This window comes from Parasphingorhabdus pacifica (assembly GCF_054779195.1).
On the sequence record NZ_BAAGYS010000008.1, the window covers coordinates 265,937 to 291,237 of the forward strand.

General features: G+C 67.3%; 24 protein-coding genes. 11 read left to right on the top strand and 13 right to left on the bottom strand.

What is annotated here, in order from left to right:
• Positions 1-139 precede the first annotated feature (139 nt).
• From ACYVAN_RS12890 to fahA, 5 genes are all read left to right on the top strand, one after another.
• Positions 140-1,300, top strand: coding sequence for a beta-ketoacyl synthase N-terminal-like domain-containing protein (locus tag ACYVAN_RS12890; RefSeq protein ID WP_460959165.1), 1,161 nt, complete (start codon positions 140-142; stop codon positions 1,298-1,300).
• 212 nt (positions 1,301-1,512) lie between these two features.
• On the top strand, positions 1,513-2,079 hold the full coding sequence (locus ACYVAN_RS12895) for a MarR family winged helix-turn-helix transcriptional regulator (protein WP_460959167.1): 567 nt from the start codon (positions 1,513-1,515) through the stop codon (positions 2,077-2,079).
• A 339-nt stretch (positions 2,080-2,418) separates the two neighbouring features.
• A complete protein-coding gene (locus ACYVAN_RS12900) occupies positions 2,419-3,621 on the top strand; it encodes a homogentisate 1,2-dioxygenase (RefSeq protein ID WP_460959169.1) in 1,203 nt (400 codons plus the stop codon).
• Positions 3,618-4,496 carry a hypothetical protein gene (locus tag ACYVAN_RS12905; RefSeq protein WP_460959171.1) on the top strand — a complete coding sequence of 293 codons (879 nt, stop codon included), beginning with the start codon at positions 3,618-3,620 and terminating at the stop codon, positions 4,494-4,496. The genes ACYVAN_RS12900 and ACYVAN_RS12905 overlap by 4 nt, the downstream gene beginning before the upstream one ends.
• Positions 4,493-5,707, top strand: coding sequence for a fumarylacetoacetase (gene fahA / locus ACYVAN_RS12910; RefSeq protein WP_460959173.1), 1,215 nt, complete (start codon positions 4,493-4,495; stop codon positions 5,705-5,707). The genes ACYVAN_RS12905 and fahA overlap by 4 nt, the downstream gene beginning before the upstream one ends.
• A 163-nt stretch (positions 5,708-5,870) precedes the next feature.
• Here the strand turns inward: fahA and ACYVAN_RS12915 are convergent, their stop codons facing one another.
• The 12 genes from ACYVAN_RS12915 to ACYVAN_RS12970 form a co-directional block, all read right to left on the bottom strand.
• Positions 5,871-6,092 carry a DUF2277 domain-containing protein gene (locus tag ACYVAN_RS12915; RefSeq protein ID WP_460959175.1) on the bottom strand — a complete coding sequence of 74 codons (222 nt, stop codon included), beginning with the start codon at positions 6,090-6,092 and terminating at the stop codon, positions 5,871-5,873.
• A 185-nt stretch (positions 6,093-6,277) separates the two neighbouring features.
• Positions 6,278-6,928 carry a superoxide dismutase family protein gene (locus ACYVAN_RS12920; RefSeq protein ID WP_460959177.1) on the bottom strand — a complete coding sequence of 217 codons (651 nt, stop codon included), beginning with the start codon at positions 6,926-6,928 and terminating at the stop codon, positions 6,278-6,280.
• A 101-nt stretch (positions 6,929-7,029) separates the two neighbouring features.
• A complete protein-coding gene (locus tag ACYVAN_RS12925) occupies positions 7,030-7,656 on the bottom strand; it encodes an acetate uptake transporter (protein WP_460959179.1) in 627 nt (208 codons plus the stop codon).
• Positions 7,657-7,897: 241 nt separating this feature from the next.
• Complete coding sequence (locus ACYVAN_RS12930; protein ID WP_460959181.1) at positions 7,898-9,007, bottom strand: NAD-dependent epimerase/dehydratase family protein; 1,110 nt, start codon at positions 9,005-9,007, stop codon at positions 7,898-7,900.
• A 31-nt stretch (positions 9,008-9,038) separates the two neighbouring features.
• A complete protein-coding gene (locus ACYVAN_RS12935; protein ID WP_460959183.1) occupies positions 9,039-10,226 on the bottom strand; it encodes a zinc-dependent alcohol dehydrogenase in 1,188 nt (395 codons plus the stop codon).
• 118 nt (positions 10,227-10,344) lie between these two features.
• The gene (recQ, locus tag ACYVAN_RS12940) at positions 10,345-12,177 is read right to left on the bottom strand and encodes a DNA helicase RecQ (RefSeq protein WP_460959185.1); all 1,833 of its coding nucleotides are present in this window, start codon (positions 12,175-12,177) and stop codon (positions 10,345-10,347) included.
• A gap of 44 nt (positions 12,178-12,221) precedes the next feature.
• Positions 12,222-12,656 carry an acyl-CoA thioesterase gene (locus ACYVAN_RS12945; protein ID WP_460959187.1) on the bottom strand — a complete coding sequence of 145 codons (435 nt, stop codon included), beginning with the start codon at positions 12,654-12,656 and terminating at the stop codon, positions 12,222-12,224.
• A gap of 78 nt (positions 12,657-12,734) precedes the next feature.
• Complete coding sequence (locus ACYVAN_RS12950; RefSeq protein WP_460959189.1) at positions 12,735-13,157, bottom strand: MaoC family dehydratase; 423 nt, start codon at positions 13,155-13,157, stop codon at positions 12,735-12,737.
• On the bottom strand, positions 13,154-13,606 hold the full coding sequence (locus ACYVAN_RS12955; protein ID WP_460959191.1) for a hypothetical protein: 453 nt from the start codon (positions 13,604-13,606) through the stop codon (positions 13,154-13,156). Before ACYVAN_RS12955 ends, ACYVAN_RS12950 begins: the two co-directional genes overlap by 4 nt.
• Positions 13,603-15,162: an AMP-binding protein gene (locus tag ACYVAN_RS12960; RefSeq protein WP_460959193.1), complete on the bottom strand. Its 1,560-nt coding sequence runs from the start codon at positions 15,160-15,162 to the stop codon at positions 13,603-13,605. The genes ACYVAN_RS12955 and ACYVAN_RS12960 overlap by 4 nt, the downstream gene beginning before the upstream one ends.
• 8 nt (positions 15,163-15,170) lie before the next feature.
• Positions 15,171-15,587, bottom strand: a complete 417-nt coding sequence (locus ACYVAN_RS12965; protein ID WP_460959195.1) for a nuclear transport factor 2 family protein — start codon at positions 15,585-15,587, stop codon at positions 15,171-15,173.
• Between the two features lie 413 nt (positions 15,588-16,000).
• Positions 16,001-16,948, bottom strand: a complete 948-nt coding sequence (locus tag ACYVAN_RS12970; protein ID WP_460959197.1) for a pseudouridine synthase — start codon at positions 16,946-16,948, stop codon at positions 16,001-16,003.
• Positions 16,949-17,106: 158 nt separating this feature from the next.
• Between ACYVAN_RS12970 and ACYVAN_RS12975 the strand changes: the two genes are divergently transcribed.
• From ACYVAN_RS12975 to ACYVAN_RS13000, 6 genes are all read left to right on the top strand, one after another.
• Positions 17,107-17,970 carry a universal stress protein gene (locus ACYVAN_RS12975; protein WP_460959199.1) on the top strand — a complete coding sequence of 288 codons (864 nt, stop codon included), beginning with the start codon at positions 17,107-17,109 and terminating at the stop codon, positions 17,968-17,970.
• Positions 17,971-18,170: 200 nt separating this feature from the next.
• The gene (locus ACYVAN_RS12980; RefSeq protein ID WP_460959201.1) at positions 18,171-19,703 is read left to right on the top strand and encodes a helix-turn-helix domain-containing protein; all 1,533 of its coding nucleotides are present in this window, start codon (positions 18,171-18,173) and stop codon (positions 19,701-19,703) included.
• 553 nt (positions 19,704-20,256) lie between these two features.
• Positions 20,257-21,543 (top strand): hypothetical protein, encoded by a 1,287-nt coding sequence (locus ACYVAN_RS12985; protein WP_460959203.1) that lies wholly within the window; start codon positions 20,257-20,259, stop codon positions 21,541-21,543.
• A gap of 84 nt (positions 21,544-21,627) precedes the next feature.
• Positions 21,628-22,353, top strand: a complete 726-nt coding sequence (locus ACYVAN_RS12990; protein WP_460959205.1) for a DUF2267 domain-containing protein — start codon at positions 21,628-21,630, stop codon at positions 22,351-22,353.
• Complete coding sequence (locus tag ACYVAN_RS12995) at positions 22,350-22,922, top strand: alpha/beta fold hydrolase (RefSeq protein ID WP_460959207.1); 573 nt, start codon at positions 22,350-22,352, stop codon at positions 22,920-22,922. The genes ACYVAN_RS12990 and ACYVAN_RS12995 overlap by 4 nt, the downstream gene beginning before the upstream one ends.
• A gap of 97 nt (positions 22,923-23,019) precedes the next feature.
• Entirely contained in the window at positions 23,020-23,391 is a 372-nt protein-coding gene (locus tag ACYVAN_RS13000) for a hypothetical protein (RefSeq protein WP_460959209.1), read from the top strand.
• Positions 23,392-23,423: 32 nt separating this feature from the next.
• On the opposite strand, the gene ACYVAN_RS13005 is transcribed toward ACYVAN_RS13000, so the two are convergent.
• Positions 23,424-25,235 carry a sigma-54-dependent Fis family transcriptional regulator gene (locus ACYVAN_RS13005; protein WP_460959211.1) on the bottom strand — a complete coding sequence of 604 codons (1,812 nt, stop codon included), beginning with the start codon at positions 25,233-25,235 and terminating at the stop codon, positions 23,424-23,426.
• Between the last annotated feature and the right edge of the window lie 66 nt (positions 25,236-25,301).

The following is a 25,301-nucleotide window of genomic DNA, read 5'->3' on the forward strand; positions in this document are numbered from 1 at the left end:
CGGTGATACCTAACCCAAATACGTGAACGTACTGTGTTCAATATCCGGTGATCTCGTCACTGTCAGTTTGCCGAGTGTCGCAAATACATCCGAAAGCGGTGCTCGGCAAATCGATCATGTTGACGAAGGAGTATCAGTGATGACCGAACAGCATTTCGCTATTTCGGGTGTCGGTGCTGTCACCGGATACGGTTGGGGTAAGGAAGCTCTCTGGAACGGTTTGATCGCGGGAGAGCGGGCTGCCTCACGGCTCCCCGGCTACGGACCCGACCGCGACCGCAACGCGTGGGTCGCCGCCGTCCCCGACGGTGGGGATCCGGCCGACGGATCGAGTCGTTTCCAGCGAGCGATGCGCGCCGCTGGACGTGAGGCGATCCGAGATGCCGAACAGCGCGGCTGGCAGCCGGGTCGCCGAGTCGGCCTGTTGCACGCCGTGGTCCTCGGCGAAGTCGATCTGTGGAAGGATTTCTACGTCACACACGACGGGCGTCGTCCGGTGCGCGATTACCTCGCGTTGATGCCGTCGACGCCGATGTCGACATTCATGCAGGAGTTCGATTTTCACGGACCGGCGATGAATGTCTCGGCCATGTGCGCCTCGGGAAACGCGGGGCTGCTCACCGCCAAAGCCTGGTTGGACGGTGGGATCGTGGACGATGTGGTTTTCGTGGCCACCGATCTGTCGGCGACGCCGGAGAACGTCGCTCATTTCGTATCTCTGGGAGTGACGATCACCGATACCGATCCGCAGCAGGCGTGTAGGCCGTTCCAGGAAGGAAGTCGAGGCTTCATCCTGGGGGAGGCATCGGTCGGCATGGTGCTGTCGAGGCGGTCGCCCAACCCGTACCTGCGGGTGCGGGGTGGTGCGATGTCGCACGACGCCCACCACGTGACCTCGATCGATCCGAGCTTGACCGAGGTGAGCTGGTGCTTTTCCGAGGCGCTCCGGAACTCCGGGGTGGCGGCCGCGGACGTGCGCTACCTCAACGCGCACGGCCCCGGTACTCGGCAGTGCGACCGTGCGGAGGCCACCGTGTTCGACGACCTCCTCTCGAGCAGGGCATCGATCTACTCGGTGAAACCGCTGGTCGGGCACTGCCAAGGAGCTGCCTCGGCGGTGGAAACCGTCGCGGCCGCGTTGGGGCAGGACCGCGGAATGATCCCGGCGCCGCCGCAGGTGGCTCCTGGGCATCCCCGGCTGCTCGATGGCCCGACTCCGGTCGAGGCGGGGATCTCGTTGAAGTCCTCGATCGGGATGGGCGGCCACAACTCGGTGGTCGTCTTCTCGTCGCCTGAGTGAGTCGCGGTTCCGATGTTGTTCCGGGTGGTGCTGCCTGCGGGTAGTGCCACCCGGACGCGGTCATGTGCGGGGTGACTCGTGGGCCCGGCTCGTGGGGATCACGCGCTGGTGGGTTCAACGACTTGTTGATTTTATCAATACATTTATCATATCGGGAAGATGTTGGCAGGAGATGAGGCTGGGATTCTCCGGTGTCGGGATAGGGTGACGACATGTCAGCAGGTGATGCCGACGAGTCGGAGCGGGGCGATTCGACCGTCTCGGCCGACCTCGACTTCTGGTCCTTCGTGGAGCTTGCCAACCGCAGGCTCTCCACCGAGTACGGCTTTCGGCATCAGCTGGCCACCGAGGTGTTGCTGACGCTGAACAGGGCGTCGAACATCGTCACCTACGACCTGGAGGCGTCGGTGCACCGCCCGAGGGGGCGGTCCTGGTCCGGCTTCCGGCTGTTGTTCGTCACCTGGCTTGCCGGGCCGCTCGAACCGAAGAGCGCCGCTGCGTTGACCGGCATGAGTCGCGCCGCCGTGTCGAACCTGGCGAAGACGCTCATCGCGGACGGGCTGTTGCACCGTGCGCCCGACGAGCACGATGGACGCTCGGTCCGGTTGTCGCTGACGGGGCACGGGCACCGGGAGATGGTTGATGTCTTCCGGGACCACAACGAGCGAGAGCACGAGTGGGCCAGTGTGCTCACCGAGGCGGAGCAGCGTGTGCTGATCATGCTCCTGGACAAGCTCATTACCAACCGCGATCAGTTCGACGTGCGCGGACGCGACTGAATCGCACACCGAGTCCTGTCTGTTGTCGCGCACGCGGTGGCGTCGGCGTGCGCGTGGCCGAGTGGGGGAATCCCTCGGGGCGAGTAGTGCCCGGGGGCTTCGCAAGTGGCTTCCGGGGAGCTATCCTGCATTCGGCGATAGTAAACATGTTAACTAAAACCGCGAATTAGCAGCAACGCGAACAGCGACCACGCTTTGCGACATGATGGTGACTGCTACGCGGGTCAGGTCGACCAGCGCGGCGAATCGTGGTGAGGCTGCCGAACCGTGCGGAGGCATCCGTCCACGTTTCGATGTCGGCGTCCGGAGCGCGTCCAGGACATCCGAAGGAGGCGAGTCATGGCGTACTACCGTCGGCTCGGCAACGTTCCACCGAAGCGGCACACCCAGCACCGCGATGAGGAGGGGCAGCTCTACTTCGAAGAGCTGATGGGCGAGGAAGGTTTCTCGTCGGACTCCTCGTTGCTCTACCACCGGCATATCCCGTCGGCCATCGTGGATTCGCAGGTCTGGGAACTGCCGGACCAGTCCACGCAGCCGAATCACCCGCTCAAGCCGCGTCATCTCAGGCTCCACGACCTGTTCCCGGAGAGCGTCCGGGACGAGACGGACGTGGTTACCGGTCGGCGCCTGGTCCTGGGCAACGGTGACGTGCGCCTCTCGTACGTCGTCGCGGGGAAGGACTCCCCGCTCTACCGCAACGGCGTCGGCGACGAACTGGTCTACGTCGAGTCCGGCTCCGCCCTGGTGGAAACGGTCTTCGGCGCGTTGCGCGCAGACTCCGGCGACTACGTGCTGATTCCGCGCGGGACCACGCACCGCTGGCTGCCGCAGGGCGAGGAGGAGCCGTTGCGGGCCTACGCGATCGAGAGCAACAGCCACATCGTTCCCCCGAAGCGTTATCTGTCCCGGTTCGGTCAGCTGCTGGAGAACGCCCCGTACTGCGAGCGGGACCTGCACGGCCCCGCCGAACCCCTGCTGCGGGAAGGGACCGACATCGAGGTGCTGCTCAAGCATCGCGGTTCCACGGGCATCGTCGGTACTCGCATGGTGTACCCGAACCACCCGTTCGACGTCGTCGGCTGGGACGGGTGTCTGTACCCGTTCACGTTCAGCATCCACGACTTCGAGCCGATCACCGGACGCGTGCACCAGCCGCCGCCGGTACACCAGGTGTTCGAGGGCGACAACTTCGTGGTGTGCAACTTCGTCCCGCGCAAGGTGGACTATCACCCGCTGGCGATTCCGGTTCCCTACTACCACTCCAATGTGGATAGTGACGAGATCATGTTCTACTGCGGCGGCGATTACGGCGCACGGAAGGGCTCGGGGATTGATCGAGGATCCGTCTCGGTCCATCCCGGTGGCCACGCCCACGGTCCGCAGCCGGGCGCCTACGAGCGCAGCATCGGCGTGGAGTTCGTCGACGAACTCGCGGTCATGGTCGACACCTTCCGCCCGCTCGAACTCGGTGAGGGTGGACTGGCCTGCGAGGATTCCCGATACGCGTGGACGTGGGCAGGACAGGGGCCGCAAGGATGACCGCGCAGACCATGCCCACCTTCGCCCGGAAGCTGTGCGACGACGCCGCGGTTTTCCCGCCAGGGTCGATGCCGCTGCCGGACGCGTTGCCGGTCCACGCCCACCACGCCGGGAGCGAGCACGCCGACCTCGTCGGACCTCTGATCATCGCCGCACCGTCGCTGGGGGAGCTTGGTTCGCTCGTCGGTGACCACCGCCCGGACACCGCCGTCACCGTCCCCGCGGGGCCGGACGGTGTCGCACCCGTACTGGCCGAGGTGGCTGCGCTGCCGCTGGATCTTCGGGCTCTCGAAGTTGCCGTTCCGGAGGGGATTTCGGCGTCGGAGCTCATTTCGGCGCTGGACAGCGCGTGTGCGGGAATCGAGCGGGTCGACGTCTACGTCGAGGTCCCGCGCGATGTTCGTCGGGCCGAGATCATCGCGGCACTGGCCCGCACGGGGTATCGGGCGAAGTTCCGCACCGGCGGTGTCCGGGCGGATCTGTATCCGGACGAGGCCGAGCTCGCGGCGGCGATCAAGGCCGTCGTCGATCGCGGCGTCCCGTTCAAGGCGACGGCAGGGCTGCACCACGCCGTTCGGAACACTGATCCGAAAACCGGGTTCCAGCAGCACGGCTTTCTGAACGTGCTGCTGGCCACCGAAGCCGCCGAGCGCGGGGTACCGGAGGAGCAGCTGGTCGGAGTGCTCGCCGATACCGACGGCGCGGCGATCGCCGAGCGCATCGCGCAACTCGACGAGGTGCGGGTGCGGGCAGCTCGCTCGAACTTCATCTCGTTCGGCACCTGCAGCATCAGCGACCCGCTGACCGAACTCGTGGATCTCAACCTGGTGCCCGCGGCACTGGCGACAACGATCGGAAATGGAGCGACGGCGTGACCAAGATCGATATTCCCGAGGGGTCGTTGTTCGGGATCGACAACCTGCCCTACGGGGTCTTCTCCACCCCCGGCACGGCGCCCCGCGTCGGTGTTCGGGTGGCGGATTCGGTCGTGGACCTCGCGCTCGCCCTCGGTGACGAGGTGTTCGCCCGCTCCACGCTGAATCCCTTCATGGCGCAGGGCAAGGAACGGTGGGTTCGCGTTCGTGAGCAGATCGCCGAACTCGTTTCCGGTGAGGTCCCCGCTGCTGCGGTGCACTCGGTCCCGGAGGTGACCATGCACCTTCCGATCGAGGTGGGGGATTACGTCGACTTCTACGCGTCCGAGCACCACGCGACCAACCTCGGTCGGCTCTTCCGCCCCGACTCCGAGCCGCTCATGCCGAACTGGAAACACTTGCCGGTCGGCTACCACGGTCGAGCGGGAACGGTGGTCCCCAGCGGTACCGAAGTGGTGCGACCGTGTGGGCAGCGCAAGGCACCGGACGAATCGACTCCCACTTTCGGGGAGTCCCGCAGGCTCGACATCGAAGCGGAACTGGGCTTCGTCGTCGGCAGCGGTTCGGCGCTGGGAAGCCCCGTGGCCTGTGACGACTTCGCCGCCCACGTCTTCGGGGCGGTGCTGGTCAACGACTGGTCGGCCCGCGACATCCAGGCTTGGGAGTACGTGCCCCTCGGCCCGTTCCTCGGCAAGAGCTTCGCCACCTCGATCTCACCGTGGATCGTGCCGATGCTCGCCCTGGAACAAGCGCGGGTCCCGACACCGGAGCAGGTCCCGGAACCGCTCCCGTACCTGCGGGGACGGCAGCCCTGGGGACTCGACATCGACCTCGCTGTCGAGTGGAACGGCCAGGAGGTCAGCCGCCCGCCCTACCGGGAGATGTACTGGTCGCCCGCCCAGATGCTCGCGCACATGACGATCAACGGGGCATCGGCGCGCACCGGCGACCTCTTCGCGTCCGGCACGATCTCCGGACCGGAAGCCGATCAGCGCGGCGCGTTCATCGAACTGACGTGGGGCGGCAAGGAACCCGTCAGGGTCAACGGAGCGGAACGCACGTTCCTGCAGGACGACGACGAGGTCGCGATCTCGGCGACCGCCCCGGGGGCGCGCGGTGGGCGCATCGGGTTCGGCGAGGTGCGCAATCGCGTCCTGCCCGCGAGGTGGTCGGAAGTTGCCGGGACAGTGCACTCCGCCGCTGACCGGTGAGGGCGTGGTGCAGCGGCTGATCACGAGCCTGGCGGTCCTCGACGTCGCGGACGGCCCGGAGCGTGGTTTCGTTCTGTGGGAACTGGCTCCCGGGCACCGGCGGACAGGTCTCAGCGGTCACCGACGCACTGTTGGCCGACCTTTCCGGTAACTGGACACGCGGTCAGGACGCGGGGTGCGAGCCGCGTACCTCCAGTGCGTCCAACAGCTCGGTGGTGGCGGCTTCGATCGCGTCGACGGCCTGCTCGAAAGCCTCGGCGTTGTGCGCTGCCGGCTGGCGGAATCCGGAAACCTTGCGCACGTACTGCAGGGCGGCTGCCCGGATGTCGGTACTGCTGACGTGCTCGGCGTACGGCGGGCGGAGGGTTTTGATGCTGCGGCACATACCCACATTGTGCGACTTCACCGGGGTTGTGCAGCGGTTGCCGGCGGAGCGGCCGAACGTGGCGGCGGTTCTCGCGATGCCGAGGCAGGACCGCCGGCTAAACCGGCGGCACTCGGGACCGGGGCAGGCCGACGGATCGTCCTGTCCCGGTTCCCGGTGCTGCTGGTCGGGCAACGACAGGGCTGTTAGTCGGACAGCGACAGGCAAGCCACGCGCCCGCCTGCCTTCCCGGCCTGGCCGGGTTCGGTGGCGGTGCGCATCTTCTCGTGGATCACGACGGAAGAGGGTGACCGCTCGGTGATCCCGAACGGTACCTCGGCGGTCGACGTGCCGTTGCCCTGTTCGTCGGTGCGCAGGTCGAGCCAGATCTCGTTCTCGGGATTCGCGTAGGCCGGGTCCGTCGAGGGCTCTTCCGGGGTGGCGGCGGGGTCGACTTCGTTCTGGAAGTGCGGACCGGCATCGGAGCCGCTGGTACCGCAGGGATCGACGTGTGCGTGGGCGGCGAAGCCCCGGTTCGGCTGCAGCCCGCTCACTTCCAGGTCGACGGTCGTCGACTGCTCGTTTCCCTCGGTGTTCACGACCATTCCCGCACCGGCCGGGGCGAGCTCCTGATTGTAGGTGAACGCGTTCTCGGCTTCCCCCGGCGGCGCGAGAGTACCGTTGTGCGCGCCTGCGTTGGAGGAGTAGCGCGAGCCGCCCTGTTGCTCGCCCTCTCCGCAGGCGCCGAGTGCGACGCCGAGCACGACCAGCCCGGCCACGAGCACATTCGGGTGGCGGCGCGGTTCGATGCGTTCGGCAGGGCCCCTGATGGACCGGATCCGGTTGTTGTGCGACATAGGAACAGGGTGCCAACACCGGTGGCCACGTGCCCGGCTGATGTAGGTCATCGTCCGGGCGCCTGGCGAGCCTGAGCGCACTCGGGCGCCGATGCGATTCCTCACGCCAACGGACCGACCGGCAGCACCGCGCGGTTCCAGGTCAGGTTGACGATCACCGCTGCCGACCCGTACCAGGCCAGGAACGCGGTTGCCAGACCAGCCCATCCACCCGCGTAGGTGAGTGCGGTGGAGCCGGTGAAGCTCGCACTGGTCAGTAGGACGAGTGTCAGGGTGAGTGCCACGAACACGGCCAGGACAGCGGCGTTCGTCCGCATCGCGGCGAGCGTCATGTAAGCGCTGAAGATCGTCCAGCCCAGCAGGAAGACCCCGGTCGCGGATGCGGCCGCCGCCCCGAGTCCCTCGAGCACGAACTGGGAGTAGGCGGCGTAGGAGAGCCAGAATGCACCGAACGAGGTGAAAGCCAGTGCCCCGAACGTGTTGCCGCTGCGGAAGGCCCACATGCCCGCGAGGACCTGGGTGATGCCTCCGTAGAACAGCGCGAGCGGAAGTACGACCGCTTGCAGTCCCGTGTCCAGCAGCCCGGCATTGAACACGCTGAGCACGAAGGTGGTCAACGCGAACGCGGCCATGCCGAGCGGTCCGGGATCGCCGGTTTGGGGTGCGGGCTCCGGATCTCGTGGTCGCGGGATGGAATCGGTTTCTGGGTGTTCGGCCACGGTCGCCATGTGTTCCTCCTCTGTGGGCATCTCCGGCGGAGCCGGTGGTGCGAAGAACGTTGGGACCACGGTCCGCCTTGGTAGGTGCTCCTGCACAGCGACGATGCCCGACCGGGTGAAGCGGTTCGCGAATCCGAGCTAGTTGGCCGAACGGACTCGGCCGTATCCGGGAAACTTTCCGAAGCGATCCGGTACCGAACGCGTCGGCAGCTGCCGGTCCCGATCGCGGGCCGAGTTTCGTGGGTCCGATTCACTGGCTGTGGCCAACACCGGTCCGGACTTCGTGGAGCCTGCCGCCGGGTACCTTCGGTGCCAGCGGAGGTGTCGTGTCGCCGGCGGAGGCGCGCAACCCGTGCACGAATTCGGCGATCGCCGCGGTTGCCGAATGGCGCGGTGTCCAGTCCAACGTGGACCGGGCGCGGCCGGTGTCCATTTCCGGAAGGTGCAGCATGGCGTCGAACAGGTCAGGCGATGCCGGGACCAAATGCAGGTTCCACGCCACCGAGAGTGCTGCTCGCACCGGTCCACGCGGGAGCGGGATCTTCCGGCGGGCCCCGAAGAGTTCGGCGAGGACAGCAGCGTCGATCGGCGGGTCGGCGGCGATGTTGAACGGGCCTGGTGCGGCGGTCCGCGTGACGAGTCGGTACGCCTCACCGACGTCGTCCGAATGCACCGCCTGGAACAGCAGACCGGGCAGGTCCGGCACGGCGGGCAGCAAATCCGGCCGTACCAGGCTGTTGGGCAGCAGCGGGCCGAGGAACAACCGGCGTTGCTGCGAAGCCGACTCCCGCTTGAAGCAGAACGCCGTGCGCATCCGTGTCACCGCGATCTGCGGGTTCGAAAGTTCGAAAGCTTCCAGGAAGCGCTCGACGTAGGCCTTTTCCCGGCTGTAGGCGGCGCCCGGCCAGCCGTGCGTCGGCCAGTTCTCGTCAACGGCCCGGTTCCGCGGTCCGGGCGAGTAGGCGGCTACCGACGAGGCGTACACGAGATGCGGCACGTGCGCGGCCGTCGCCGCTTCGCACACCCGGATGCTTCCCAGCACGTTGTTGCGCCAGGTCGTCACAGGGTCGTGCGTGGGCTGGAAGATCCACGCCAGGTGGATCACCGCATCCGCCGCGAGGAAGTGCTCCGTGAGATCCGCGTCGAGAATGTCCGCCCGTTTCCAGCGGATTCCGTCCTGCCAGCGGACTTCCCGGGCGGAACCCGCGTCACCTGCGGAACCCGTGCTGCCCGGCCAGTCGGGTTCGCGGCGGGAGAGCGCCACGATCTCGCCTACCTGCGGATCCCGCCGAAGGGCGTGCAACACGCTGGTACCGATATTGCCGGTCGCTCCGACGACGACTACGCGCATACCGCTCATCAAAACTCCCCTCCGCGCGGGTGTACCGCTGTTAAGCGCCTGGTTCGAGCAGCACCTTGATGGCCCCATCCGCCTTGCGCTGGAAGATGTCGTAACCGTGGGCCGCGTCGTCCAACGCGAGGCGGTGCGTGGCGAGGTCGTGGACCCCGAGCGGGTCGTCCTCGTCCTCGACCAGCGGCAGCAGATCACCCACCCATCGCCGGACGTGGGCCTGCCCCGCACTGACCCGGATTCCCTTGTCGAACAGGGTCAGCATCGGAAGCGGATCGGCCATCCCGCCGTAGACCCCGCTGATCGACAGCGTGCCGCTGCGTCGGACGCTGTCGATGCAGTGGTTGAGCACGGACAGTCGGTCCACTCCTGCCTTGGACATCATCGGCTCGGCAACCGTGTCCGGCAGCGAAGTCACGGCCTTCTGCGCGAACTCCGCACCGGGGGAGCCGTGCGCCTCCATCCCCACGGCATCGATCACGGAGTCCGGTCCCCGCCCGTCGGTCATCTTCCGAAGCACGTGCGCCGGATCAGCATGCTCGTTGACGTCCACTACCTCGATCCCGTGCCTGCTGGCCATGTCGAGCCGTTCCGGAACGAGATCCAGCCCGAACACCCTGGCCCCGCGGTGTGCGGCGATCCGGGTGCACATCTGGCCGATCGGGCCGAGACCGAAAACGGCGACCGAGCCCTTTTCCGGGATGGCGGCGTACTCCACCGCCTGCCACGCGGTCGGCAGGACGTCCGAGAGGTATATGAAGCGTTCGTCGGGCGGGCCGTGCGGAACCTTGATCGGACCGAAGTGGGCCTGCGGCACACGCAACCGTTGTGCTTGCCCACCGGGTATCTGGCCGTAGAGCTTCGTGTAGCCGAACAGCGCCGCGCCCGAACCCTGCTCGCGGACCTGGGTCGTTTCGCACTGGGCGTAGAATCCGCGCGAGCACATCCAGCAGTGGCCGCAAGAGATGTTGAACGGTATGACAACCCGATCACCCGGTTGGATGTGGTCGACCGCGGCTCCCGTTTCCTCGACGATTCCCATCGCCTCGTGACCGAGGATGTCGCCGGCCTCCAGGAACGGGCCGAGCACCTCGTAGAGGTGCAGGTCCGAGCCGCAGATCGCGGTGGTGGTCACCCGAATGACCGCGTCCGTGTCCTGTTCGATCTCGGGCGCCCGCACCTCTTGCACCCGAACGTCTCGTGGACCGTGCCATGCCAGTGCCCTCATCGAAGCTCCCGCAACAGTCGGTTGCAGTTCTCGATCGGCGTACCCGCGGTTTCCGGTCTCGACACCTGCGCCCCGGCGCTCGGGACCGCAGCCGGGGGCGCGAGAGCGCTCGGGCGCGTCAGTCCCCGGCGATGCTGTCGAGGATCGCCCGCCCGTATTTGGCCAGCTTGGTCTCGCCGACCCCGTTCACGGATCCGAGTTGGTCCATCGTCGTCGGAGCCTCCGCGGCGATCTGGCGCAGCGTCGCGTCGTGGAAGATCACGTAGGCTGGCACGCCTTGTTCCTTCGCCGTCGCGGCTCGCCACGCGCGGAGCGCGTCGAACAACGGTTGGGCCTCCACCGGGAGCTCGGCCACACCGGCTGAACGTCGAGGTGCGGCGGCCTTCGGCTCGCGCTTGGGTTCCTTGCGCAGCAACACCTCGCGTTCCTTGCGCAGCACTTCCGCGCTGTCGGCGGTCAGCGACAGCGTGCCGTAGTCGCCCTGCACGCTGAGCAGGCCCTGCGCGAGCAATTGCCGCACGACCCCGCGCCATTCGACCTCGGTCAGCTCGGTGCCGACGCCGAAGACGGTCAGCGTGTCGTGCCGGTGCTGGGTCACCTTGGGTGAGTTCTTCCCGAGCAGGATGTCGATGACCTGACCCGCGCCGAACTTCTGGTTGCGTTCGTTGTGCAGCCGGTGGACGGCCGACAGGAGTTTCTGCGCGGCGATGGTGCCGTCCCACGATTCCGGGGGAGCGAGACACGTGTCGCAGTTGCCGCACTCGGTAGCGGGCTGGCCGAAGTACGCCAGCAGTTGTGCGCGTCGACATTGAATCGTCTCGCACAGTGCGAGCATCGCGTCGAGGTGAGCACCCAGTCGGCGGCGATGCGCGTCATCGCCATCGGACGTGTCGATCATCTTGCGCTGCTGCACGACGTCCTGCAGTCCGTAGGCCAACCATGCCGTTGACGGCAGGCCGTCGCGGCCGGCGCGCCCGGTCTCCTGGTAGTAGCCCTCCACGGACTTTGGCAGATCCAGGTGGGCGACGAAGCGGACATCGGGCTTGTCGATGCCCATGCCGAAAGCGATGGTCGCCACCACGACCAGGCCGTCCTCCCGAAGGAACCGCGCCTGGTTCGTCGCACGGGTTCGGGCGTCGAGTCCGGCGTGGTACGGCAGTGCCTCGATGCCGTTGTCGACCAGGAACGCGGCCGTCTTCTCCGTGGACGCGCGAGAGAGGCAGTACACGATTCCGGAATCGCCCGGATGCTCGTCGCGCAGCAGTTCCAGCAGCTGCCGCTTGGGTTCGCGCTTCTGGACGATCCTGTACTGGATGTTCGGCCGGTCGAAGCTCGCCACGAAGTGCCGGGCGTTGCCGAGATCGAGGCGACTCGCGATCTCGGCGCGCGTCGTCTCGGTGGCGGTGGCCGTCAGCGCGATGCGGGGGACTTCCGGCCAGCGTTCGTGGAGCGTCGACAGTGCAAGGTAGTCGGGCCGGAAATCGTGCCCCCACTGCGCGACGCAGTGCGCCTCGTCGATGGCGAACAACGAGACCGCCCCTCGGTCGAGCAGCTGCATGGTGGATTCGAGACGCAGCCGCTCGGGTGCGAGGTACAGCAGGTCGAGCTCCCCGGCGAGGAAGTCCGCCTCCACCTCGCGGCGCTGGTCGGGATCCTGCGTGGAGTTGAGGAATCCCGCCCGCACACCGAGGGTGCGCAGCGCGTCCACCTGATCCTGCATGAGCGCGATGAGCGGCGATACGACCACGCCGACGCCTTCGCGGACCAGCGCGGGAACCTGATAGCAGAGCGACTTGCCGCCGCCGGTGGGCATCAGCACGAGGGCGTCACCGCCGGTGACGACGTGGTCGACGATCTCCTGCTGGTCGCCGCGGAACGTGTCGTAGCCGAAAGTGCGGCGTAGGACCTGCAGCGCTTCGCTCACGCCGGGGTCGGTCGCGGAGGAGGCCATTGTTCGATTCTACGAACTGTGGTGATCATGCCGGTGACCGGCGGTCAACCCGCGGCCGGTGGTGCCGTCGTCGGGGTGGCGGGTAGTGATTCCAGCAGCTCGCGGATGCGCGGCGGTATCGGGGACTTCTCGAGCTCCGGAGTGCGGCAGGCGAAGGTCATCTTGCCGAACGTGATCAACTCGTCGTCGCGCCGGAACTCGAACCCCAGCGTGTAGGAGGAGCTGCCGAGTCGGTCGAGCGCGAGTTCGCAGGCGAGGTCGTCGAAGACCCGTGCGGGCCGCACGTAGGTGGCCTCCGAGTGCACGCCTACGACGACCACGCCGAACTCGGCGGTGAGTTCTCCCGCGCGGATTCCGTTGTCGAACAGCCATGAGCTGTAGGTTCGCTCCATCCACGGGTAGTAGATCGCGAAGTAGGCGAGACCCACGGTGTCGCAATCACCGTAGGAGAGCCGGAACTTCTGGGTGCGCGGATCCACGTGTCCAAGCCTTCCTCTTGCCGTGCGGACCGCCTACCGGCGCGGGCCGCTGTTCGAACGCGGTCCTGGTCGTGGCGGTCAACCTTCTCCGTCTTCCAGCCGCACGGTGGCCGTCCCGGACAGGACCGTCTCACGGCTGACGACTCGGAGGTGGACCTCGCAATCGGCGACCGTGGTTCCACCCTCCTCGCGCACCTCGATCACGGTGCCACCGGCACGCAATCGGTCACCGGCGAAGACGTTGCCCCGATAGCGCAACCGGATGGTTCGAACCCGGTCGACCCCGCCAGCGAAGGCACCGAGCATCGAGATGACGTACGCCTGGTTGAGCGGACCCTGATTGATGACGTTCTCGCCCATGCCCAGCGCACGCACGGTATCGGCGTCGTAGTGGAGGGGGTTGCTGTCCTGCATCAGCGCCGACATCGTCTTCATCTTCTCGGGGTCGACCGAGTCCACCTCGTACGGCGGCAGCTCGTCACCGGCCCGCACTTCGGTCACAGGTTCCTCCTCGGAAAGATCATCGAGCTCGTGCACCACGCGGCGAGGCGCCCACCCCGGTCGTGCAGGTCCAAGCGGTATTCGACGAGGTCGAACACGCCGGTGCGCGCTCCGCGTTTCCGCTGCGCCGACACGATCCGGCCGCTGACCGCATACGTCGCCCCGACCAGCAGCGGATCTTGTACGGTCGTGTCGGTTTCTCCGGCCATCGGGCCATCGGATTCCCGCGCGCCGAACAACGCCCACAGTTCCTTCCAGGAAAGCCCCATCGCCGCGGTTCCGGCCAGGAACACGAACACCGGATTGCCTGCTCCGTCGGTGGTAGGAGAGAGGGCGCAGTCGTTGACCAACCGAACCCACCACGGCTCGAAGGTGAACGTACCGCCGGGGAACTCGGTGCCGACCAGCTCGGAGAGCTCCGCTTCACCCGGAACGCTCGCCCCGGTCATATCGCGCGCTCCCGGTCCGCCCAGTGAGGATCGCGCAGCCGGCGTTTGATGATCTTGCCCGTCGACGCCTTGGGAAGGTTCTCGACGAAGTCGACCGATTTCGGTTTCTGGTAGGAGGCGAGCTCCCGCTTGGCGGTGTCGATGATGTCGTTCTCGGTGGCGCTCTGACCAGGTTTGAGTACCACGACGGCCTTCACGTTCTCACCCAACTCGTCGTCCGGGATGCCGATGACCGCGCATTCCAGCACCGCCGGGTGCGTGGCGACCGCTTCCTCCACCTGCGCGCTGTAGACGTTCTCACCGCCGGAGATGATCACGTCCTTGGCGCGGTCGACGATGTAGACGTAGCGTTCCTCGTCCCACGTGGCCAGGTCGCCGGTGCTCATCCAGCCGTCCCGTAGCGTGCTGCGGGTCAGATCCGGCCGGTTCCAGTAGCCGATCATGTTGGCTTCGGACTTGACGATCACTTCACCGGTTGCGCGACCGTTCTGCGGAACGTCGGCTCCGCTCTCGTCGACGATCCGCAATCGGCCCGCGAATCCCTCGCGTCCGCACGAACGCAGTCGTTCGGGGCGGTTGCCCGCGATCGCATCGGCGTGGTCCTCCTGGGAGAGGAAGGTCATTCCCGGTCCTTCGGTCTGCCCGTAGCCCTGGATCAGCGTGCAGGGGAACGAATCCAGCGCTGCGCGGACGACCGAGGAAGGCATCGGGCCACCGCCGTACTGGATGTTGCGGAGGCTCGACAGGTCGTATCCGTCGAAACCGGGAACCGCCATCATCCAGTTCAGCATCGTGGTGATGCCGAGGAACGCGGAGATCCGCTCGGCTTCGATGACCTGCAGTGCCTGTTCCGCCTCGAAGTTCAGCAACACGAGCGGACAGCCGTGCCGCATGTAGTTCATCGAGAGCACGACCGGTATGTGGTACATCTGGCCGGTCATCATGTACACGTCGGTGGGGACGATCCGTTCCGCCACGGTCTGGTTGAGCCCACCCATCGCCGCGCTGCGGTGCGTGTGCACCGCTCCCTTGCTCCGGCCGGTGGTGCCCCCGGTGTAGAGGATGAAGAACGGATCGTCATCACCGATCCCGGAAGACCAGATCGGTTCGTCGTCGCTGGAGGCCGCCAGCACGTCCTCGTAGCTACCGTCGCCGTCTTCGCCGAACTGCAGCCACGTCCCCACGTCACAGCGATGTTGGAGCTCGGCGGCGACCTCCCGCCATTCGGCGGAGGTGATGACGACCTTCGGGGCGGCGTCGTCGAGGAGCCCGGCGAGCTCGGCCGTCGCCAGCCGCCAGTTCAGCGGTTGCAGTACGAGCCCGGCGCGCCCCGCTGCGAAGTACAGTTCCTGGAACTCCAGACTGTTCCTGCTGAGCACCGCCACGCGGTCACCTTGGTCCAGTCCGAAACCGCGCAGGCCGTTGGCCAGTCGTCGAACTCTGTCGTCGAGTTGGGACCAGGTCGTACGTCGGTTGCCCGGAACGTCGTGGAGTGCCTGCGCGTTCGGGGTCAGCGCCGCCCACTTGGCCGGGATCAGACCCTGATTGCTCGTCATGGGCGCCCTCAGTACGGCAGATCGAGGACGAGGTGGCGGTGGGTGAACCTCCAACCGCCGTCCGTCCGGACGAGTTCGTCCTCGTACTTGCCGGTGGAGACCGCGCGCAGACCGCCGTCCGCCGCGGCGAAGATGGTCACGTAGGACAGGCTCGTGGCGCTGCCGTCGTGCACGTCGACGAGGACGTTGCTGGTGATGTGCCGCCGCTGCTGGCCTTCCTGGGACTTCGCGGTCTCACGGAACAGTTCCAGGATGGTTTCGCGCCCCTCGAACGGTCCGACGAGTTCGCCGCCGCCGACCCGCATCGACAGGGCCGCTCCTTCGGTGAGGGTGTCGGCTACCAGGTCGAGGTCGCCTTCGTCGTATCCGAGCGCGTACCGGTTGAGCGTGTTCTCGATCTCGCCGCGTGCCGGGGAGTGCTGCATCTGCTCTCTTTCAGCGGGGGATCCGGACGGGTCCGGTGCGTCTGTGATCGTTCGGCCGAAGAAGAAGATCTTGGTTGCGCGGCAGGAACATACCGCCTGGATCACATCGGTGGAAGCGTCGTTCCGTGTGAACACGTGAGTCGTGTGCGACACCACGGCCAGTGCCCGGACGAGCGGATACCCGCGGTCGAACCGAAAAGCACGTTCTTGCTCGGAGAAGTCGGAACGTGCGGAGACCGCTTGGCGCCCGGCGCCTCCCTGCTGGTGGATGAGCATCGACTGTCCGAATCGGACGTACGAGTCGGAGAGCGGGATCGGGCGAACACGAGGACTCGGAGTTCCCGTTTCCGATCGGCAGTGGCCGGACCTACCGGAGCATCCTTCTCGCCATTACCGACGTCGTCCGGTCAGCGTCAACCCGTTCCGGTAGCCCTGCGTGACCACGACTCGAAATCGGTCCACGCCCGCAACCGCAGACCGCTTTCGAATCGGCGCTGTTCACCGCTGAGCGGGTCGGTGAACTCGAGGGTCTTGGCCAGCAGTTGGAGCGGTCGGGAGAAATCGTCGTGCGCGCGTTCGGTGAGCACCGGGTAGAAGTCGTCGCCGATGATCGGGATGCCGAGGCTGTTCATGTGGACCCGGAGCTGGTGGGTGCGTCCGGTTCGCGGCAGCAGCCGGTAACGCCCGAGGGAGCCCTGTCGTTCATCAAGCCGTACGACGGTTTCGCTGTTCGCCTCGCCGGGGAGCTCCTGGGCGGCGATGACCCCGCGCTCCTTGACGATCCGGCTCCGCACGGTGCGGGGCGTTTCGAGGCCCGCGTCGACGGGTGCGATGGCCTCGTACTCCTTGTGCACCATCCGGTCGTGGAACAAGGTCTGATAGGCACCCCGGTGCTCGGGGCGGACCACGAACATCACCAGACCCGCGGTGGGTCGATCCAGTCGGTGGGCCGGACTCAGGTCCGGAAGGTCCAGTCGGCGGCGCAACCGCACGAGCGCGGTCTCCGCCACGTGGCCTCCGCGCGGTGTGGTTGCGAGGAAGTGTGGCTTGTCCACGACCAGCAGGGCCTCGTCCCGGTGGACCACGTTGACCTCGAACGGTACCGGGACCTCGTCGGGGAGGTCGCGGTGGAGCCACACGAACGAGTTCGGCACGAACGGGGCCTCCGGTGGGAGCGAGCCGTGCAGGTCGACGATGCGTTGTTCGCGGAACATCAGATCGAGGCGTTCGGGAGCGATCTTGGGCAGTCGGTCGAGGAGGTGGTCGCGGATCGTCTCCCACGCCCCAGCAGTAGGTAGCTTGAGCCGCACGGCGTCCACGCCGTACCGCTGCGGTACCGGGGGTCTGAGCTTGCGTCGCATCGTCCCGCAGCCTAGCGGTCCTCTTGGGCGGTGAGGTGGGCCTCGGCGGACGCGGACCTAGCCGGGTGCGGACGGCGGGCGAGGTGCGATCTCGGAACCCACCGGGTACATCTGGCAGCGGTAGCGCTCGTGGTGCGTGTGAGCCGGGAGAGGTCGCGATGAGCACACCCAGGTCGAAGGCGCCGGTTGTCGCCGGGTTGGATTCGTCCGCGAACTCCCTGCGTGCGCTGGACTGGGCGGTACGGGAGTGCGGGGTGCGTCACGCCCCGCTGCGGCTGGTTTCGGTGGCCGCTTTCCGGGCCCAGCGGGAGGCGTTGGGGCGAGTGTTGACGACCGCGGAGGAGCGCTGTCACGAACTCGACCCCGAAGTGGCCGTCCTCAGCGCCGAGGTGCTCAGTGGTGAGCCCGCCGACGCACTCGTCGCATCCTCCGCGGAAGCTCAACTGGTCGTCGTCGGATCCCGTGGCATGGGTGGATTCCGAGGACTCGTGCTGGGGTCGGTCAGCACCGTCCTCGCGTCCAGGGCGAGTTGCCCGGTCGCGGTGGTGCGCGGGCGCGAGCTCGACGAGATCACGCTGCGGCACGCCCCTGTGGTGGTGGGCATCGCGGGTGGCGCCCCGGACGAGGCGACGTTGGAGTTCGCCCTGCGGGCCGCGTCGGAGCGTGGTGTGGACCTCGTCGCGGTGCACACCTGGCGTGCTTCGGAGACCGAGCACGCCGAAATGGTGATCTCCCCACTCCTGGACTGGAATCAGATGCAGGAGCGGGAGCAGCGGACCCTGGCGGAGGGGTTGGCCGGTTCGCGGGAGAACTATCCCGACGTGTCGATCGAACAGGTGGTCCACCGGGATCACCCCGTAACAGCGCTGACCACCGCGGGGAACTCCGCGCAACTGATCGTGGTGGGTAGTCGGGGAAGGACGAGGTTTCCCGCACTGCACCTCGGTTCGGTGACCAACGGTGTGCTACATCACGCGACCTGCCCGGTGGTCGTGGTGCGGGCGGAGAACGATCACGTCTGACGCGCGGTACCCGAGGTGGGACGTGCTCGAACGGTGCGATTCGCCGATGGCCTCGGGGCGCATTCATGCGGTCGAGAGTGCCGTCGACTGCGGGGGACGGGTGAACATCGCGGGCAATACCCGGTTCCGCAGACCTCTGAGTACCGTATCGAGGTCGAGCCTGGTGTTCGAACGGTCGGTGTGACGAGAGAGGAGGTCGTATGGCGGCCGAGCAGGAGAGGGGATCGGCACGCGAGCAGGACCCGACCTCTCACCTCGCCGACCTCCGTCGCATGCACGACGAGGCGATCCGGCCCGACGGCATGAAACGTCTCGTGCGCTCGGTGGCGCGGTGCCTCAACGGGCAGGCAGCTCTGTTGGGTGCCGACGACCGGATACTCCACGCGTTTCCCGCGCTGGAGCCGGAAGTGTTCGCGGAAGCGACCTGTGACCTCGAACGGATCAGGTCGGGCCGGACGCCCACCAGCGGTGTCCGCTACCGGGGCAAGTGGATTCGGACGACATCGATCGGTCCGGGAACGGACGTGCCGGTGCTCGTCGTCCTGGCCGAGGAGCCCGACAGCGACGGTCTGGTGCGCGACGCCACCCGATTGCTCTGGCTGTGTTGGCAGATAGAGGAGACCCGCCGCAACCGCCACCGGATGGACCTGGCGGACACCCAAACCAGAGAAGCGGTGCTACACCTGTTGATGTTGGGTGACCGTGGCGGCGCTGCCAGGGTCGCCGCGACACTCGGACCCGGTCTGCCCGATCCGTGTCGGGTATTCGTCGTGGAGTCGAAACCGAGTGTGCGCGATGTGGTGGCCGCTCGGCTCGACGAGGCGGCGCACGGGCAGGCTTGGATCGTGCGGTGCCCGGTTTACACCGGACACATCATCGTGGTGGCGCCCGGCGTCGAAGACGTCACCGAACTGCCGGAAGCGGTGGAGAGCCGCGTCCGGTGCCTGGCCGGTCAGCGGGGGGAGATGCGGGTGGGCGCGAGCAGGGTGGTTGCGCTCCGCGATGTCGCGGTTGGGTATGAACAGGCTTTCCACGCGCTGACCACCGCCAGGGAGAGCGCGGAGCGCTACGCGGTGTTCAACCCGCGGGCGGAGCTGGCCGCGTTGCTCCGCCCCGCCGGGCAGAGGTGGTCTCGGCGTCTGCTCGCTCCGTTGCTGGACTACGTACCGGAGCGTCCGCAGGATCCGGATTCCGACGAGCTCGTGGTTACGCTCGGGTCCTGGTTGAACTTCCACCACCGCGCCGCCCGGCAACTGAAGATCCACCGCAACACGTTGGCTCTTCGGCTCTCGAGGCTGGAGTGGTTGCTGGGGTGCGATCCGCGGGACCTCGGGACCCAGTCGATGCTCCAGCTGGCGTTGCGGATGCGTGACCTGCCCAAATCGCGGTCCGAAGGTGGGGATCGGAGTGTGGGCGCACTGTTCGAGGCGCCTGCGGTGCGCCTGTGGGCCGAACACCAGCTCGGGCCCTTGCTGTCCGAGGACACCCGCGAGCTGTTGGAGACGCTGCGGGCTTGGCTGAAGTGCAACGCGCGACTGGACGCGACCGCGACGGCCCTCGGCATCTCGGGGTCGGGAGTGCGGAAGCGGCTCCTGCGAATCGAGCACTTGCTCGGCAGGTCCCTGTTGCACGGTCCTTCGGCGCGCTATTCGGCCTATTTCGCCCTGCGTGCGCTCGACGGAACGGGGTTCCCGGCGCTCAACCACGCGCTAGCGGGAGGTGCTCCTCCCTGATGCAGCGCTTTCGTACCGTTCGGGATCCTCACTGTGCAAGATCGACCTTGTTCGGGTCGTTCGGGTGCTGTTGAGTGGTGTTGCAAGGAGACACACTCGAGCGGAGCGCGCCACTTCGCCGATCGTGTCGACCACCGTCGCGGTTCCGGACAGCGTCTGGGGGTGCTGTCCGGAATGTCGGGAACATCGCGGACCGTCATCAGTTGTGGGTGTCGGGCTGATGGCCACGAGGTGCCGCTCCGGGAGACCCGCCACGGTCTCGTCGCGTCGTGTTCGCGCGTGCGGAATCGCCGACGAGGCGATCCGAGGCGTTCCCGCTCCGGAAGTGTGCGGCGGTGGCCGTGCGGGGCCGGGTGTCACAGTCCGGCCCCGCACGGCTGCGGGCGTGGTGCGCGGTGTCAGCGGACGCGATCGCTCTCGGGAACCGCCCGCGCACTTCGGGTGACCGGCCGTGCGTTCGCGCGTGTGGAGCGGCCCGTTGTTGTACGGGCAGGTGTCCTGCTCGGTAGGGTGGCGGGAGATCGGAGCAGGAACGGCGGCAGGAACTGGGCGAATGATGACGCAGCATTGGCCCGGACGCGTCGTCCCCCGCTACGGACAAGCACGAATGGACGCCAGCGGGGCGGTCGCCACCATGGAGGGATGGCGCGGGGAGATCGCCGATGACCAGCTGTGCCGGGAGCTCGATCCGTTCTTCGACGCCGACTGGTGCGTGGACGCGCTGCTGCACGCACTGCGCAGCAGGCCGGACGGTGCGGCGCATCCCCACGTGCGGACCTCGCGCAGACTCGACTGGGTGCGCTACCGACTCAACCAGTGGCGGGCCAGAGACGGACACCCGCTGAGCGCGCCGGTCGATGCCGACACGGGAACCAGCTCCCAGCAGTCGGTGACCCCCGCGACGGGCGTGGCCCCGCGGATGCGCGGGCGGGAGTGGCCGCGCAGCGTCGTGCCCGAGTCCGCGGAGCAGGAGCACGCCGCGACACGACTGTTGCGGCAGGACATGCGGTGGGAAGACATCACCGACCAGGAGCTGCTCGGACTCGTCGGGCGGTTCTTCCGGGCGAATTGGAGCGTGGACTGCCTCGAGCACGCGGTGCAGACGAATCCGCTCACCGGAAAGACCGACCCCAGCAGCGAGCGAACCGGTCAGGACCGTGCAACGTGGCTCAAGGAGCGGCTGGGGCGATGGTTGGGGCGCGGTGGCGTGCCCAAGCCGCCGCCGAAAGCCACGTTGTCCTACTCGGAGTGGTACGACAAGCAGCGCGAAGCGGGTACGTTCGACGTTCGCGAACGGACGCGGGGCCGGAGCCGGACGCAGGTCGAGTCGGTCCGGCAGTCGCGGGAAGCCGATTCGCGCAGGCGTTGGGACCGGGCGAAGGATCGCATCGCCGACTCCCGTGAACGGGACCGCAGAACGCAGGATTCACTCGCGGCACTGGGCACCAGGTTCTGGGAACCTGCCGAGGGCGTGGATCCGGGGCCAACTGCCGCCCGCTCCCGGCACGAGCGCTTGATCGAGAGCATCTTCTATCTCGAAGCTACGAATGCGGGCATCGTTCGTTGGTTGCGCGAGCTGGTCGAGATGGACCCCGACAAGATCGGCCCGCACACCACGGCGGTGACCCGCGCCCGAATGCGTGACGCGCGGGTGCAGGCGAGTCTGGCGGGCTTGGAGAGCATCTCCGGCGGTGCGGAACTGAGTTCGCTGGCCGGTGCCGTCTCGTCACATGTGGCTTCGGGTGCGGACGTGGCCGCGGGCGAGGAGGTGCGCGAGATGTGGCAGGTCCTTCGCAAGGCGTTCCACGACCACGGGCGGCGGAGTCGGGCTTCGCCGTAGGACACCGGTGAACGGTTTCCCGACGAGCGCGGATGGGTAGCACCACTGGTTGGCACGACGGACCCGATGCGGCGAGGGGGACCGATGGCGATCCGGTACCAGCAGTTCGTCGATGGTGTGCGGGAACGGGCGGACCTGCCCGCTGCGGAGGATGCCCGGCACACGGCGGTGAACGTCATCGAGGTCATCGCAGGGTATCTGGACGGTGTCGACCAGCAGCAACTGGCTACGGTGCTGCCGGGGAAGATCAGCGAGAAGGTGCACTGGGACCGCTCGGCGGTGGGAGCGGTCGACAGCGAAGGTGAACTGGTCGCCGAAGTCGCGCGAAAGGCAGGAGTTTCACCCGAGCGCGGCCGCTACCTGACGCAGGCGGTGCTGTCCGAACTCGCGGCGGACGAGAGTTCGCTCGCAGAGTCGCTGCGCCACCGGCTGCCTTCGGAAATCATCGGGATGTTCGAGGCTCCCGGACACGGACCACCACCGGATTGGGCTGCCGCCGAAGCCGAGGCCCGTCCACGACCACTGGACTCCGACGAGCTCTCCCGGGCTCTCGGCGAACTCGTGGACTGGTCCGGGACGACCGAGCAGATCAGCAGGCTTGTCGGGCTGCCGAAGGACCGGTTCTCGCCGCTGATGACTCAGGTGAAGGCCGCCGAGAAGGAGCTTTCCCACCACGCGTCGATCGACGAGCGGGATGACGGCATCCTGTTCTCGCTTCGGACCTGGTCGTTGGAGGCGGTGACCGAGCTCGACCTGCAACTGGCACGCCGCATCGACGCGGCCGTCACCGAGGTGAGCTCGGGAGGGTGACCGGACGGCGGGAGTCGCTCGTTCCGGAGCGGATCACCGTCGAGTGCCGGCGGGCCGAGTCGCGGCAACCGGGTGGCGGGTCCGTCCCCGCCGGTGACCCGCCTGCACAGCGCCGGTGTCTCGAGCCGCGAGTTCCGGCCTCTGCTCGAAGCCTTGGCTGGACGACGGGCACGTGGGCGCTGGACTTGCCCGGATTCGGCCGCAGCGCGGGGTTGGCCGGGCCACCGACCGTGAACGCGCTCGCGGATTGGCTCGTCGACTGGCTGGACGCGGCGGACATCCCCGAGGCGCACCTGCTCGGATGCTCCTTCGGGTGTCAGGTCGCAGTGGAAGCGGCGTTGCGGAACCCGGGACGCGTTCGCAGCCTCGTACTCGTGGGGCCGACCACCGATCCGCGGGCCCGCTCGCTGCCGCGCAGGCCGTCCGATCGGGACCCGCCGGAGGCGGACGGCAAGAGCCCGGAAGCCGAGTGGGGCTTCGACCGGTCACTGCTGGACGACCTGACGGAGTTCGACGATCGGTCCGGGTCCGCGGTGCGCCGCCTGCGCTTCGAGCATCCTGAGCAGTGAGCCCGGCGGTAGCCGAGATCTATCGCCGGTGGTACAGGCATCGTGGAATACCGGCCGGCCGCTTGTTGGCCGAATGCTTCGTCCCCGTGGAACCGTGGTGGGCGCTGCGCAGCGGGTCCATGCCGTACTGGATGACGCCGAGCAGTCCCGGCAGAATCTTTGCGAGCACTTGGATGCCACCGGCGAGCCCGAGGAGATTCGGATCCTGCTGTTCCCCCACGGTGTCGAGTCCATCGGGCTGGCGGGCATCGAGGAGTGGCTGCGCGTGGCCGCGAGGGCGGGCAAGGTCGGCTCGTTGGTCGGTGTGGACGAATCGGCCTTTCCTCGCGATTTCGCCGGTCTGGTCCGGGCACATCGCGACCTGTACAGGATCCGCCGCAAGTGCTATCCCATGCCGAGACCGTTGCGCTTCGACGAGGTCGAACCGGTGTTGCGGGAAAGCCCCGGAATGTCGTTGGCGCCTCGTTGAGCATGGGGTGGATCGCCTACGTGCGGAGCGAGTCACATCTCGGTGAGGTCGATGCCGTACTCGTTGATGCGGCGGTAGATCGTGGCTCGGGAGATCCCCAGCGTCCGAGCGGCCCTCGCGCGATTCCCCCCGTTTTCGGCGAGGCTCCGCACGATGGCGTCCCGTTCCATAGATTCGATCGGGGTCAGCACGCGCCGGTTTTGGCTCCGGCACTCGGGTGGGAGATCCTCGAGCGCGATCACCCCGGCCCGGGTGCGTTTGAGCGAGTGCAGGACGACCCGGTGCAACTGGGCGATGTTGCCCGGCCAATTGCCCCGAAGGAGTGCGCGCATCGCCTCGGGCGCGAACGTTGGGCCGGTGCCCTTTGTAGCCTGACGCACGAACAGATCGACGAGGCCTTCAACATCCTCGATGTGGTGACGTAGTGGAGGCACCTCCACGGTGTGCGCGAGGTGCTGGAGTACGGAGGTCAGCTTGGAGTGGTTCTCGCGAGCGCTGAGAGTCGCGGTGACGAGCGCTCCGCCGCCGCGGTGCTGGCGGAGGACCTGATCGACCCGGGTGCATCCGTGCGCGGGCAGCTTGTCCAGGTGACGGAGCACGACCGTCGTGTCATCGCTGACGAGCTCGCTCGCGAATTCGTCGATCCACTCGTGCGTGGCGGAGGCTTCCGCGAGGTCGAAGACCCGTAACCGCCCGGTGGGCTTGTGGTGCTGCTGCATCGCTCTCAGCAGGGCGAGTTTGCCGGTGCCGCGTTCGCCTTCCAGCACGACCGGGGTGTGGTCGTCGAAGTGATGGTTCAACTGACGACAGCACTTGTCCCACATCGGGCCGGTGCCGATGATGCCCGGCAACGCGGGTTGAGTGCGGGGAGCTGGCCGGGTCACTCGCGGTGCCTCCCGCAACTCCACACGCACCACGCTCCCGGCGACCGCCGCCTCGTAGCGAACCTGGTTGACATGGACGCGGCACCGCATACCGCTCGGTAGTTCGATCTCGGCGGGAGGGTTTCGAGTTCCTCCGGTGACGGTGTGGAAGTGTTCGGTCAGAGCGGTCTGGTCTCCAGTGCTCAGCAGGTTCCGGGCCTTGTCGTTCATCATGAGGATGTCGGAGCTGAACGCCAGCACCGGTTCGACGCATCGGGCCGAGGCCTGGCGGTACTCGTGCAACAGCGCGAGTTCCCGTCCGCGGGCCTGACCGAGCATGATCGACTCGATGTCGTGGGCAGCACTCCGTGCCATGGCCATCAGGAGCGGGTTGGCGTCCTCAGCCCAGCAAGTCAGATCCAGGACACCGGCCACTTGACCGGACAACGGGTCGTGCACCGGAACTCCGGCGCAGGCGAGTTCTCCGAGCTGGTCGGTGTAGTGCTCGCGCTGGTACACGTAGGTTGCGCGGCGACCTTCCAGCGCGGTCCCGATGCCATTGGTGCCCACGAAGTGCTCGGCATAGCTGAAACCGGGTGCGAGGAGGACTTGATCCAGGTGGTCCCGGAGGCCGTGGGTTCCCGTTCGCCTGGCGAGCACGCAACCACGTGCGTCGGTGAGAACCACGCTGACCGGCTGGTCGGCGAGTTGGTCGCGCACCCGGTCCAGAACCAAGGTGGCATGGTGCGCCAGCCGTCCCTGCGTATCGAGGTCTTCGTGGAAGGGCGCGTCGAGGCGGTCGACGGTCACCTCCGCCTCGGCGCACCGTTGCCAGGAGGCGAGGATCGGACCCCGGACGGCGTCGGATTCGACGTGGCGGCAGTCGAGAAAGCGTTCACGGGCTTGGACGACGGTCTCGGATTCACCCGTGGTCGTGGTCATCCGGTGCGAAGCACGGGACGGATTCGTGTGCTCCTCCATGGGCGGTGTGCCTCCTCGGTCGGCCGAGGGTTGTGGCCGGACCGAACGGACCACAACACGCACCCA

Coding starts and splice junctions, on each gene's coding strand:
- ACYVAN_RS12895 (WP_460959167.1), top strand. CDS start 1,513: ATGTCAGCAGGTGATGCCGACGAGTCGGAGCGGGGCGATTCGACCGTC.
- ACYVAN_RS12915 (WP_460959175.1), bottom strand. CDS start 6,092: ATGTGCCGCAGCATCAAAACCCTCCGCCCGCCGTACGCCGAGCACGTC.
- ACYVAN_RS12975 (WP_460959199.1), top strand. CDS start 17,107: ATGAGCACACCCAGGTCGAAGGCGCCGGTTGTCGCCGGGTTGGATTCG.
- ACYVAN_RS12990 (WP_460959205.1), top strand. CDS start 21,628: ATGGCGATCCGGTACCAGCAGTTCGTCGATGGTGTGCGGGAACGGGCG.
- ACYVAN_RS12965 (WP_460959195.1), bottom strand. CDS start 15,587: ATGCAGCACTCCCCGGCACGCGGCGAGATCGAGAACACGCTCAACCGG.
- ACYVAN_RS12920 (WP_460959177.1), bottom strand. CDS start 6,928: ATGTCGCACAACAACCGGATCCGGTCCATCAGGGGCCCTGCCGAACGC.
- ACYVAN_RS12985 (WP_460959203.1), top strand. CDS start 20,257: ATGATGACGCAGCATTGGCCCGGACGCGTCGTCCCCCGCTACGGACAA.
- ACYVAN_RS12955 (WP_460959191.1), bottom strand. CDS start 13,606: ATGACCGGGGCGAGCGTTCCGGGTGAAGCGGAGCTCTCCGAGCTGGTC.
- ACYVAN_RS12890 (WP_460959165.1), top strand. CDS start 140: ATGACCGAACAGCATTTCGCTATTTCGGGTGTCGGTGCTGTCACCGGA.
- ACYVAN_RS12935 (WP_460959183.1), bottom strand. CDS start 10,226: ATGAGGGCACTGGCATGGCACGGTCCACGAGACGTTCGGGTGCAAGAG.
- ACYVAN_RS12925 (WP_460959179.1), bottom strand. CDS start 7,656: ATGGCGACCGTGGCCGAACACCCAGAAACCGATTCCATCCCGCGACCA.
- ACYVAN_RS13005 (WP_460959211.1), bottom strand. CDS start 25,235: ATGGAGGAGCACACGAATCCGTCCCGTGCTTCGCACCGGATGACCACG.
- ACYVAN_RS12905 (WP_460959171.1), top strand. CDS start 3,618: ATGACCGCGCAGACCATGCCCACCTTCGCCCGGAAGCTGTGCGACGAC.
- ACYVAN_RS12980 (WP_460959201.1), top strand. CDS start 18,171: ATGGCGGCCGAGCAGGAGAGGGGATCGGCACGCGAGCAGGACCCGACC.
- ACYVAN_RS12930 (WP_460959181.1), bottom strand. CDS start 9,007: ATGAGCGGTATGCGCGTAGTCGTCGTCGGAGCGACCGGCAATATCGGT.
- ACYVAN_RS12960 (WP_460959193.1), bottom strand. CDS start 15,162: ATGACGAGCAATCAGGGTCTGATCCCGGCCAAGTGGGCGGCGCTGACC.
- ACYVAN_RS12970 (WP_460959197.1), bottom strand. CDS start 16,948: ATGCGACGCAAGCTCAGACCCCCGGTACCGCAGCGGTACGGCGTGGAC.
- recQ (WP_460959185.1), bottom strand. CDS start 12,177: ATGGCCTCCTCCGCGACCGACCCCGGCGTGAGCGAAGCGCTGCAGGTC.
- ACYVAN_RS12900 (WP_460959169.1), top strand. CDS start 2,419: ATGGCGTACTACCGTCGGCTCGGCAACGTTCCACCGAAGCGGCACACC.